Origin of the sequence: uncultured Nostoc sp. (genome assembly GCF_964247315.1) — a bacterium.
Classification (GTDB): Bacteria; Cyanobacteriota; Cyanobacteriia; order Cyanobacteriales; family Nostocaceae; genus Nostoc.
Map to the genome: position 1 here is coordinate 1 of NZ_CAXTTT010000179.1, position 10,799 is coordinate 10,799.

General features: G+C 41.3%; 11 protein-coding genes and 3 pseudogenes. 8 read left to right on the forward strand and 6 right to left on the reverse strand.

Going from position 1 to position 10,799, the window contains the following annotated elements:
• Both ACFE93_RS32130 and ACFE93_RS32135 read left to right on the forward strand, forming a co-directional pair.
• Positions 1 to 230: pseudogene (locus ACFE93_RS32130) on the forward strand (hypothetical protein); the annotation flags it as partial.
• A 108-nt stretch (positions 231 to 338) separates the two neighbouring features.
• Positions 339 to 632: a hypothetical protein gene (locus ACFE93_RS32135; RefSeq protein ID WP_375479783.1), complete on the forward strand. Its 294-nt coding sequence runs from the start codon at positions 339 to 341 to the stop codon at positions 630 to 632.
• A gap of 234 nt (positions 633 to 866) precedes the next feature.
• Here ACFE93_RS32135 and ACFE93_RS32140 read toward each other — a convergent pair whose 3' ends face one another.
• Entirely contained in the window at positions 867 to 2,333 is a 1,467-nt protein-coding gene (locus tag ACFE93_RS32140; RefSeq protein ID WP_375479785.1) for an APC family permease, read from the reverse strand.
• A 265-nt stretch (positions 2,334 to 2,598) separates the two neighbouring features.
• On the opposite strand from ACFE93_RS32140, the gene aspS reads away from it, so the two are divergent.
• The 5 genes and pseudogenes from aspS (at position 2,599) to ACFE93_RS32165 (ending at position 7,380) form a co-directional block, all read left to right on the forward strand.
• Entirely contained in the window at positions 2,599 to 4,386 is a 1,788-nt protein-coding gene (gene aspS / locus ACFE93_RS32145) for an aspartate--tRNA ligase (protein WP_375479787.1), read from the forward strand.
• Between the two features lie 68 nt (positions 4,387 to 4,454).
• Positions 4,455 to 4,853: pseudogene (locus ACFE93_RS32150) on the forward strand (DMT family transporter); the annotation flags it as partial.
• 356 nt (positions 4,854 to 5,209) lie between these two features.
• Positions 5,210 to 5,440: pseudogene (locus tag ACFE93_RS32155) on the forward strand (DUF3011 domain-containing protein); the annotation flags it as partial.
• A 4-nt stretch (positions 5,441 to 5,444) separates the two neighbouring features.
• Positions 5,445 to 5,582 (forward strand): hypothetical protein, encoded by a 138-nt coding sequence (locus tag ACFE93_RS32160; RefSeq protein ID WP_375479801.1) that lies wholly within the window; start codon positions 5,445 to 5,447, stop codon positions 5,580 to 5,582.
• A 286-nt stretch (positions 5,583 to 5,868) separates the two neighbouring features.
• A complete protein-coding gene (locus ACFE93_RS32165) occupies positions 5,869 to 7,380 on the forward strand; it encodes a hypothetical protein (protein WP_375479789.1) in 1,512 nt (503 codons plus the stop codon).
• Positions 7,381 to 7,657: 277 nt separating this feature from the next.
• Here the strand turns inward: ACFE93_RS32165 and ACFE93_RS32170 are convergent, their stop codons facing one another.
• The gene (locus tag ACFE93_RS32170; RefSeq protein ID WP_104905604.1) at positions 7,658 to 7,924 is read right to left on the reverse strand and encodes an NIL domain-containing protein; all 267 of its coding nucleotides are present in this window, start codon (positions 7,922 to 7,924) and stop codon (positions 7,658 to 7,660) included.
• Between the two features lie 157 nt (positions 7,925 to 8,081).
• Positions 8,082 to 8,231 carry a hypothetical protein gene (locus tag ACFE93_RS32175; RefSeq protein WP_375479791.1) on the reverse strand — a complete coding sequence of 50 codons (150 nt, stop codon included), beginning with the start codon at positions 8,229 to 8,231 and terminating at the stop codon, positions 8,082 to 8,084.
• A 214-nt stretch (positions 8,232 to 8,445) separates the two neighbouring features.
• Here ACFE93_RS32175 and ACFE93_RS32180 point away from each other — a divergent pair, with 214 nt between their 5' ends.
• Positions 8,446 to 9,006 (forward strand): methylmalonic aciduria and homocystinuria type D protein, encoded by a 561-nt coding sequence (locus tag ACFE93_RS32180; protein ID WP_375479793.1) that lies wholly within the window; start codon positions 8,446 to 8,448, stop codon positions 9,004 to 9,006.
• A 336-nt stretch (positions 9,007 to 9,342) separates the two neighbouring features.
• Here ACFE93_RS32180 and ACFE93_RS32185 read toward each other — a convergent pair whose 3' ends face one another.
• The 3 genes from ACFE93_RS32185 to ACFE93_RS32195 all read right to left on the reverse strand — a co-directional run bounded on the left by ACFE93_RS32185 (position 9,343) and on the right by ACFE93_RS32195 (position 10,741).
• Positions 9,343 to 9,615 carry a DUF3143 domain-containing protein gene (locus ACFE93_RS32185; RefSeq protein ID WP_375479795.1) on the reverse strand — a complete coding sequence of 91 codons (273 nt, stop codon included), beginning with the start codon at positions 9,613 to 9,615 and terminating at the stop codon, positions 9,343 to 9,345.
• Between the two features lie 31 nt (positions 9,616 to 9,646).
• The gene (locus ACFE93_RS32190) at positions 9,647 to 10,171 is read right to left on the reverse strand and encodes a J domain-containing protein (protein ID WP_375479799.1); all 525 of its coding nucleotides are present in this window, start codon (positions 10,169 to 10,171) and stop codon (positions 9,647 to 9,649) included.
• A 222-nt stretch (positions 10,172 to 10,393) separates the two neighbouring features.
• Positions 10,394 to 10,741, reverse strand: a complete 348-nt coding sequence (locus ACFE93_RS32195; RefSeq protein WP_375479797.1) for a hypothetical protein — start codon at positions 10,739 to 10,741, stop codon at positions 10,394 to 10,396.
• Positions 10,742 to 10,799 lie beyond the last annotated feature (58 nt).

Here is a 10,799-nt window from a genome sequence, read left to right on the forward strand (position 1 = left end):
CAAAGTTAGGAGTTACAGAAGCACAGTTAAAGGCGGCGTTGGGAGTTCCTGCCAATCCTCCAAATCCAGGCGATCGCACTCAGCGCCCACCCAGACCTGATTTAAAAGCGGCGGCGGCAAAGCTGGGTGTTACTGAACAACAGTTGATCGACGCATTAGGTGTTCCACCTCATCCTCCTGCCGATGGCGGAGCCTCTCCTCAAGAAAATCGTCCTAATCAACCAAAATAGCTGAATATTGTCTAGGACTTACGCATTGACAAAAAGTTGATCCTGTGGCTGAGTACAGCATTTCATTAATTTGTAGCGAATTAAATTTGGCGATACCTTGCAATGCCAATGCATCCCAATACAATGTTTATGCGTCCCGCTGCAATGCCATTGCATCCCGATACAATGCCAATGCGTGCCCCTGCAATGCCATTGCATCCCGATACAATACCAATGCGTGCCGCTGCAATGCCATTGCATCCCGATACAATGTTAATGCGTGCCCCTGCAATGCCATTGCGTCCCGATACAATGCCAATGCGTGCCCCTGCAATGCCATTGCGTCCCGATACAATGTTAATGCGTGCCGCTGCAATGCCATTGCATCCCGATACAATGTTAATGCGTCGGCCGCATTGTTAATGCATCCCCCTGCATTAAAAACGCTACGCTTTTACGCAAAATTGTACTAAGTCTTTACTTTCAACAATAATTACTAATTCATAATTTGTAATTAAAAGGAACGGAACACCGCGCTAAATTTTTTTAAATTAGCGGTCTAAAATTAGTTGGAGTTTAAATCCCTAACTAATTCAATTACGAATTACGAATTACGAATTACGAATTATTTTAATTAAGAGACTGTACTACATTGTTCTAACTGAGGGTTTCAGTTTCATCAACGACAAATAGTCTACCTGCTTGACGAATAGCTTCGGGTTTGTGAGTTTGCAGGAACCTTAACACTCCAATGCCCAGGAATAGCCAAATTAAGACGACAACTGGTGCTAAGTGAAGCGGTGCTGGTGGAGAGGGATAAAGGTTGCCAACTAGAACACCAATAATCGCAATTATCGACAGCCAAGGTAGCAGAGCATAACGCAACCAACCAAAGCGATTCGTAGAGTTTTGCTCCAACTGAGTACGGCGTTTTGTCAAGAAATATCGAAAACACGCCAAACTAGTCAATCCATAGATCACTAGGGCAGCCAGCGTTAAGACTATTCCTAGAAAGCCAAACGCTTGAATCGGTGTCCACAGCATTCCCAATCCCAGCCCTACAAATGCAGAACTGCCACTCAACCCCAAAATGGCATTTGTCGGTGTGCGATAGGTGGGATGAATGTGCGCTAACCAACGGGGAAATAGTTCTTCTCGACTTATGGCATAAACAATCCGAGCAGCAGCGTTGAGAAAGGCAACAGCACTGGCATATCCAGCCATAATTCCGGCAAAATCAATTAATAAGGCGAACCCATTGCCCCAAACGTGACGCGCAATCGTATCGAAGGGGGCAGCATCTTGGGCTAAGGCTGCCATGTTATGAATGCCATATCCCAGCGTTGCCACGTATGACATCAGTACATAGAATATGCCGACTAAAACTAGGGTGATCAGCGTCGCTTTCGGAATTGACTGTCGGGGGTTTTGAACTTCTTCACCCAAGGTGGTTGCCGATTCAAACCCGATGAAACTGAGGATGGACAAAATGACACCGCCAACCAGGTTACTGTGCTGTGGTAGTCCCGTCAGCGTGAAGGGTAGGAGTGTCAGTTGTCCGGTTTTGCCAGCTTGCATCAACACGATGAGCGCGAGCAACAGACAAACGCCGACTTCAAACATCAATAGCGTCAGATCCAATTGCAGCGAAAAGCGAATGCCGCGATAACACACTACCCCGACGATCAAAGCGAACAAGCAATACCATAATGTCCAGTTTAGGTGTACGCCAAACCAGTGCAGCAACAAATCTTGAAAATTCGCACTCATTACTAGAAAGACAAAGGCAATAGCTACACCAAAGGAAATTAAACTCAACCAGCCAGCGAGAAAGCCCCAGCGCACTCCTAATCCTTGAGTCACAAAGGTATACAACGAGCCACTCGTGGGGAACTCGGCTGCAAGTATGCTGATTTGATCGGCAACCAGCAGAGCCACCCCAAAACCAATGATGTAGCACAACGGCATCGCTGCACCGACGAGTCCCGCTTGGGGAATGGTATTAAAAAAGATGGCTCCCACCGGAGACATCGCAGCGACTGCCATGACGACTGCATGGCGTAATTGCAGTGTATTGCGTTGCAGCTTTGGGGGTTCGTTTGAACGATTTGTAGCAGGTGTCATATCCAAGGGTGGTTTTTTGCTGATACTGCTTATCATCCATGAATGGAAAAATGAGCGCAACTTATTGTCCAAACCCTGTGAGTAGACGACACCAATTTCAAATACGCATTATTTTACTACTCTGTGAATGCGTAAGTCCTAATATAGTGTGAGATTATTTGATTTTTTCTTTCACCAGAACTACTACAATTACTATTGATGCTAGATAATGGGAAGGCTTTGACATTTTCTTGCCAATCTAGCCTGGAAACAATAACTAAGACTTATGCGAACTCACTATTGCGGCGAACTCCGAAAAGAACATATTGGAGAAACTGTTACCTTTTACGGATGGGTAGACCGTCGCCGCGATCATGGTGGTGTGATATTTTTAGATTTACGTGATCGCTCTGGAACTGTCCAAATCGTCAGCGATCCGCAACGCACCCCAGATTCTTACGAATATGCGAACACCCTGCGAAATGAATATGTTGTCGAAATCACTGGTAGAGTAACACAACGTCCTGAAGAATCGTTGAATACCCGCATCCCCACAGGCGAGGTGGAAATTTACGCCGATAAAATTGAACTACTCAATGCTGTTCGCAAACAGTTACCTTTCCAAGTTTCTGTAGCTGACACCGAAACAGTGCGGGAAGACTTACGGCTGAAATATCGTTATTTAGATTTGCGACGCGAACGCATGGCGCAAAATTTGCAATTGCGTCATCAAATTCTCAAAGCCATGCGTCGTTATTTAGAAGATTTGGAAGGTTTTATCGAAGTCGAAACTCCAATCCTTACCCGTTCTACCCCAGAAGGAGCGCGGGATTACGTTCTACCCAGTCGCGTCAATCCTGGTGAGTGGTATGCTTTGCCGCAATCACCCCAGCTATTTAAACAATTGCTGATGGTATCCGGCTTAGACAGATATTATCAGATTGCTCGTTGCTTTCGTGACGAAGACTTACGCGCTGACAGACAACCAGAATTCACGCAGTTGGACATGGAAATGAGCTTCATGTCCCAAGAAGAAATTATCGAACTAAACGAGAATTTAGTTTGCCATATCTACAAAACAGTTAAAGGCATTGAGTTACAGCGCCCTTTCCCCCGTCTTACTTATGCTGAGGGGATGGAACGCTACGGTAGTGATAAACCAGATACACGCTATGGTTTGGAATTAGTTGATGTCTCAAATATCGTCAAAGACTCTAGTTTCAAAGTCTTTCGGGATACTGTTACCAATGGTGGTATCGTCAAAATCCTCCCCATTCCCAACGGTAACGATGTAATTTCTAATGTCCGCATTAAACCAGGTGGCGACTTATTTAAAGAAGCCAGCGAAGCCGGTGCTAAAGGTTTAGCTTTTATCCGTGTCAGGGATGATGGCGAAATTGATACTATTGGGGCGATAAAAGACAACTTAAGCGAAGAACAAAAACAAGAAATTTTACGCCGTACAGGTGCAAAAGCTGGACATTTGCTATTGTTTGGGGCTGGTGATGCTGCTACAGTTAATAAAACTTTAGATAGATTACGACAAGCGATCGCTAGAGAATTTGACTTAATCGATCCAGAAAAAATCAACTTGCTGTGGATTACAGATTTCCCGATGTTCGAGTGGAATGCTGACGAAAAGCGCCTAGAAGCACTACACCACCCGTTTACAGCACCACATCCTGATGATTTGAGCGACTTAAAGACTGCACGCGCCCAAGCTTACGACTTGGTACTTAACGGCGTAGAAATTGGCGGCGGAAGTCTGCGGATTTATCAGCGAGAAATTCAACAACAAGTGTTTGAAGCGATCGGTTTATCTCCTGAAGAAGCACAAAATAAATTTGGCTTTCTCTTAGAAGCATTTGAATATGGTACACCGCCACATGGTGGCATCGCCTACGGTTTAGATCGTTTGGTAATGTTGCTAGCTGGAGAAGAATCTATTCGGGATGTCATTGCTTTTCCAAAGACACAACAAGCACGTTGTTTGTTAACAGATGCGCCTTCAAGTGTAGATGCTAAACAGTTGAAAGAATTACACGTTGCTTCGACTTATAAACCAAAGTCTTAGAGGATGTTTGAAAAATTATGAGGAGTAAAATTTTATGCCAATAGTCTCATCATAATCCTGTTCAGGTCGCCCTTAACACCCTACTGCGACGCTATGTAGGTCAATCAATGCAGGTAACATTCATTTCCTACCTTGCAGGTACGTTAGCATCCCTCATCATCTGCTTGTTGGCGCGATATCCTCTTCCTGCTTTGACTTCGCTTTCGCAAACTTCTTGGTGGATGTGGATTGGTGGCTGTTTAGGTACTTTGTATGTTTGGTCAACCATTTTCGCCACACCCAAGATTGGAGCTGCTCTTGCACTCGCACTCACGATCACAGGTCAGATGATCGCAGCACTTTTCCTCGATCATTACGGCGCCCTCGGACTTACTAAGTATGCGGCGAGTCCAACCCGCATTGTAGGAGTTGTATTTGTAATTTTGGGCGTTTCCTTGGTTGCCGGGAGCAAAGCGGTAATTGAATAGCAACCCAAACTCTCAATTAAGAAAGCAACTGAGAAAAAATCTGATGACTTTGTTAAAAAGTCTTATTTATCTTCAGCAGCAGAAAGAAGTCAATAGGCTATTTATTAACCTTTGACTAAAGAGTATCAACGGCAATGAAAGTGAGGTTGTTACAGGATTGAACATTTAAAAAAGCTCAATTCAAACCCTTACAAAGGTTAACTGCTTGATAAAGCCTGTTGTCTTTGATGAAGTTCGGAGTACAAATATTTTTTGCATTGAATCTGATTTATTCATGGGCTCTGAATGCAATTTGCTAGAATTACTATAGTTTTTGTTTCTGAAATCTGGAAGAAATCTAGCATTTTATTATGATTATGCGCCTTCCCACAATTGCTGCGACCTTTCTGGTTGCTAGTCTTGGTATCGGTACACTTTTGAGTATTGCTGCCCCAGCTTCGGCTCAGGAGATAATAACTTGTTCAAGCCAAAATAATCGAAGGAATACTTGTTCGGTAGATACAAGAGGCAGAGTCAGGCTTGTCAGGCAATTGTCTAACACCAGTTGTAGAGGAAATTGGGGCTATCGAAGAAATCGTATTTGGGTGAAAAATGGTTGCCGAGCTGAGTTTTCAGTTGGCGATCGCAGAAACGACAGATATGACAGATACGATAGAAACGATAGATATGACAGATATGATAGAAACGACAGATATAACAGATAGGAAACTGGGTATTGCATCAATATAGATAGTTAAGCAGAATCCCCATTTAGACCTACTTTGAAGGCTTTAGCCTTCAAAGTAGAGAAAAAATATGTTTTTTTACATTACTTAACATCCTTTAATTTATAGCTGCCTACTTACTTAAATATTTTTGGTACTTCAGCTAATTTTTAATAAAATGAAAAGTCAGTGTTGACGCGATCGCAAAAACTTTAAACTTTAAGTTCATATCCTAAAATTGCCTTGCTCTTTATCCTGTTAGGATATTAATCAGTGTAGGATATTAACTTAATTTTTGATTATAAAAGCTAATGATTAATATTAGTAAATTAAACAAAATTGACTTTCTAGTTTTGATTGCAATTGTGATTATTGGTCTTATACATTTGCCTTTTCCATTTGACGGAGATCAAGCATTTTTTAGGCTAGGTGCTTTGGAGATGCAACAAGGAAAGGTACTCTATCGTGATTTTTGGGATGTGAAGCAACCGGGAATTTTTTACTTTTACTTTTTAGCGGGAACTTTCTTTGGTTTTAATGAGATTGGTATCCATCTCTTTGAACTTATTTACATGGTGTTTCTGTCTATAGTATTGTTGTTGAGTCTTAAAAGCTATTTTCGGCATCCGATAATCGCAAGTCTAGTACCTTTGTTAACGGTTGGCGTTTATTATAGTGTTTCACAGCCTTGGCATCTTACTCAAGTGGAAGCACTGGTTAGTTTTCCTTTGTTCATTTGTCTTTGGCTGACTTATCAATCTTTCAAATATGAAGGAAAGCAAAGATTCTTTCTACTTTTGCTGTCAGGTTTTATTGGTGGAATTGTCCTCATTTTTAAATTAATACTTCTGCTAATATTAATTTCATTTTGGCTAACTATTTTAATATATTCTGTGCTAATCAAGCAAGAGCAAATTCAAAAAGTTTTTGTAGAAATATTTATTCCAATTTTTATAGGGATTACATTTCCTATTTTATTTATTGTTAGCTATTTTGCCTGGTTTAATAGTTTACCAATTTTGTATCAAACATTCTTTTTATATCCACCTCGAATTGTTGCTAATTCCCAATTTGACCCAAGTGGGCTTTTTGCAGGAATAAAATGGTTCTTAAATCGTTTTTACCCTCTACTTTTAGCCGCTACTGTTGCAGTAAATGTATCATTGCGTAAGTCTAAAAATATATTAACTTTGCTACTTGTAATGTGGTGTATTTTTGCTTGGGGTGTAATTGTTCTACAACGTGGGGCATTTTGGGAATACCATTATTTACTATTGTTTGTACCTTTAGGTATTTTAGCAACTAAAGGATTAGATGTTTTATGGGAGTCTTTAAAAAAATTGAGTTCCCCATTTACTACAATCCTGCTGATATTTTTGTTTTTCTTGCCTTTATCAAACACTCTTATAAAAAAGAGTGTTGTTCTGGTTAATAATAACTTTGCTTTAGCTGAAGATACACGATTTAAATATCAGACTGTTTTTAGAGAAAAATATCCATCTCTTCGTTCAGAGGCTGAATTTATCTCCCAACCAGGAAATCTTCCTGGTAAGATTTATGTAGCTGGCGATCCATCTATTTACTACTTCTCCAATCGGACTCAGGCAACATCAATACGTGGTTGGGCACTTGAATATTTTCTGCCTGAGCAATGGACAAAACTTTTAGAAGAGTTAGATTCATCTAAGCCTCCTTATATCTTTATTGATTATATTCAGCAGCCTACTATCAACAAAAATTTTCCAAGAATGCTAGAATTTCTTGAGGGAAAATACCGTATTTTACATCAAAATGATAACGGGATTTGGTATATTCTTTTGTAGACACACTACAACAATCTTGAATCATTGATGAGAAACAAAATCCCCAACAACTTTTAACGAAGTCGGGGATTTGCGGGTTTAGAGGCAGGAGGTACGATAGCGCAACGGTAGCGAGTCCGCTTACTCTGTAAGAGTTGCAAGCTACGCGCAGCGTCTCGTAGAGAGCGTCGGCAGAAGGCAGAGATAGAAACTGTTTATATCTGATTTGGAGTTCTGCATTTTGTACTTCATTTGCTTGCAAACTGCTGTAAGTAAACTGTTTGTGTTGCTATAACCCTTACCAATCATTTGTTTTAGTATCATCCCAGACTTCCAATTCCAAATCGCGGAGATAAGTTAATCCGCTTTGAATTTGTGCATCTGTTCCTTGTAGTTCAAGGTCAAACCAACCATCTCCAACAGCATTGGCTCCCAAAATCGCTGCCGTGATATTCACAATCAGTCCATAGTCAGACACCAGGCGAGAAATAACAGGTTCCTGGTGATAATCTTTAGGAATTCTGAGTCGAATCCGTTTTTTGGTAAGTGTATTGTCAGTAGCCATATCTGAATTATTTCAATTCCTAATTGGGATTGGTCAGAACTACTCTTAACCCTAACGGTAATTTCCTGATAGGTACTAGGTAGATCGTACCATGTCCCATGATTTGCTTGTATCCTATTCAAAAGATAACTATAATCGCTTGATTTTTCACTCTCACTTACTGGGGAATAGAGAGTTCCCAAAAGTTGGGGGGATGAGTCAGGATACTCATCCCTTTTGGTTTTAAATACTTCCGTGGCAACGATGATGCTACCGTTCCGGCTACTGTGTCAGGTAGCCCGCCATAGGCATCGCTTGTCTGCCACAAGCTGCATTTCTGCCAATGCTTACAGCGATCGCAGCAAATTCCATCAGAACAGGTTAATAAAGGATAAAATTCGGATTAAAATTCTCAAATTATTAGTAACTGCTTCCAAAAAAAGTAACATATTATAGGAAAATGATGATTTTTCTTAACTTTTAAGAGCTATCATCTATACCGTAGATTAAATCAAAAAACTTGTATAAGCCGAATCAATTTAGTGAACTATCCCAAAGTTTACACTTCGGAGCAAGCCTGTCCCATTAATTTAGTTGGCGAAACAGGACAAGCGGTTCAAATTTCAATTCATGCTCCCAGTCAATATATCTGTGCCAACTGCGAACGGATATTACCAGATTGGAAACGGCAGCAGCCATTTTTACGAGTAGTGATTGTTTTACAGCAATCGCGTTATCAATTAGTCGAAAAGACAGCAGAAGTAGAGTTAGAGAAAGAACGCTTACGAGAAAAGTTTATGAGATTTGGCTGTGATTTAGCATTTAATTTGCGCGATCGCGGCTATTTAACTGACCTGATTGACCCTCGTACAGGCTATCCTTTACTCTCCCATCCAGGAGCAGTTCCTCACGACGACACAGCAGTTGTCAAAGCTTTGCTCAACTATCCAGTGATTAAAAATCAATGCCGTGTGTTAATTCATCCCGATTGGGGTGCAGCAGTTTATCCTGGGATTTTAATATCAGAAGCTCCCCCAATTGCGATCGAATGGGTTACAAAAGGTATAGCATCCATGCATGGGTGGAAAGAAATTAATTATTAGTCATTAGTCATTGGTCATTGGTCATTGGGTATTGTAAAGACGTATATCAGCACTTGTATTTCCAAATAAATAGCTAGGACAGTCGAAGCCTCTGATAGTGCAGCTTGTTACTTTCTCTCATGAGTGGACGCTACGAAGTCAAGCCGGGAATGATAGCTTTTGGTTCCTGTTTGGGTAAAACTCAGGTTTATCAGTAGGTATTTCAAATTGATGATAATTTTGCTTACTCCCGTCAGGCTAAACTTTTAGTCCGTAGAAAACAGTTGAGCGAGTACTACCAAACCTGGAATTATTCTTAGGATATGTAGGATATGTATCTAATTCATTAATACTTCCTTATGGCCCAGAAAACACAGCTTGTTCTACATCATCCCGACTAAGAGAATACTTGAATGAGCGTTGAATATCTTGGCCATTTTCCCCAGATTGGACATATCGCACTACAATTTGTTCAACATCGAGCCATAATTCAGCTTGCCAATTAGGTCGCTGCACACGCCAGCAATGCCTTTGTGTTTCGTCTTGTTGACAGCCTTGGTCTTTTAGCCACTGCTCAATTTGTGGCAGGGGATGATTATATAGGGGAGTATCAGAGGGAAGAAGAAGCATAGGAATTTTAGATTTTGGATTAGGAAATTGTTTAATTTTTAATAATCGGATGGGTAATTAGTTGCGACAGATAGGTAATCTGCTGTTGTACAGATGCAGATGATTGCAGCTTGTGGGTTTGGAAAGCAGCCTCGCCACGAGTTAAGCCAATGGCAACTGCTAATAACAGACAACCTACAAATGTTAACACCAGCATAAATAAAGCAAAGATTTCGCCAGATGATAAGGGGCGATCGCTTGCATCGAGGTAAGCTGATTTTGACCAGTTATATGAACGCGAAACGGGATGATTCAAATCAGGGGGTGGTTGAATCACTCCAAAACGGGAATAGCCAATTTTTAGATCGTAGCTTAACCGGCGTTCTGGATGGCTAAGGGTAGCGTAAGCTTCGTTGATTTGCTGGAATTTGGGAGTGGCGATCGCAGTCGGCAAGTCTGTAGTATCAGGATGATACAGTTTGCTCAGTTGCCGATAAGCGCGACGAATGTCAATTACCGATGCCCAGGGATGCAGTCCTAGCAGGGAGTAATAAGTTGGTTCGCTGCTTTGTGGCATTGCCCCGTTTTGATTCACATCTGTTTGAGTCACCTTGCAATCAAGTTTTTTCTAGTATTGTTAACCTCTGCCCATTCCACAGAGGAAAAAATGGCTGATGAGATTCTGGCATCATGCCCAAGCCTTTTATAGGTGAGGACTTGAATGGTTATATTTATATACTGTACAATAGTATTTAGAGGGGCGAACGTCGGCTTCATGCCGTATGTCCAAGTAGTAATTCTACTTAGACCTAGCCCCTTTTAGCTTTTCAAGAGTTAATGCATTGCGATCGCCATACCACTCTCCATAAGGTTTGTTGCGATTATCGTCCAAGTCCATAATGAGTCTATATTTCTTGGCAAGGGGCAGAAAAAACTGGTCATCGTCGCGTTCATAGCATCGCTGTACAGCCCACAGGTAATAGTCGATGACTTGTAAACCAGCAACCTCAGATGGATAAGTAGGCTCAATGATAATCGAACTATTTGAGCTAATTTTCCATTGAGACTCAAAGTTTTTCTGAGCTTGATTGATTGCTTGTTCTAGTGCTTCTTCGCGTACTGCCAAAGCCGCGTCTAGCAATAGCAAGATTAGACCTCTTGCAAAAGTCGGTCAGGAAGATTCAGTTTGAGAGAGATGAAGCTCA

Excerpts from the sequence above, each read along its gene's own strand:
- ACFE93_RS32185 (WP_375479795.1), bottom strand. The coding sequence starts at position 9,615 with ATGCTTCTTCTTCCCTCTGATACTCCCCTATATAATCATCCCCTGCCA.
- ACFE93_RS32140 (WP_375479785.1), bottom strand. The coding sequence starts at position 2,333 with ATGACACCTGCTACAAATCGTTCAAACGAACCCCCAAAGCTGCAACGC.
- ACFE93_RS32190 (WP_375479799.1), bottom strand. The coding sequence starts at position 10,171 with ATGCCACAAAGCAGCGAACCAACTTATTACTCCCTGCTAGGACTGCAT.
- ACFE93_RS32160 (WP_375479801.1), top strand. The coding sequence starts at position 5,445 with ATGGTTGCCGAGCTGAGTTTTCAGTTGGCGATCGCAGAAACGACAGAT.
- aspS (WP_375479787.1), top strand. The coding sequence starts at position 2,599 with ATGCGAACTCACTATTGCGGCGAACTCCGAAAAGAACATATTGGAGAA.
- ACFE93_RS32170 (WP_104905604.1), bottom strand. The coding sequence starts at position 7,924 with ATGGCTACTGACAATACACTTACCAAAAAACGGATTCGACTCAGAATT.
- ACFE93_RS32165 (WP_375479789.1), top strand. The coding sequence starts at position 5,869 with ATGATTAATATTAGTAAATTAAACAAAATTGACTTTCTAGTTTTGATT.
- ACFE93_RS32135 (WP_375479783.1), top strand. The coding sequence starts at position 339 with ATGCATCCCAATACAATGTTTATGCGTCCCGCTGCAATGCCATTGCAT.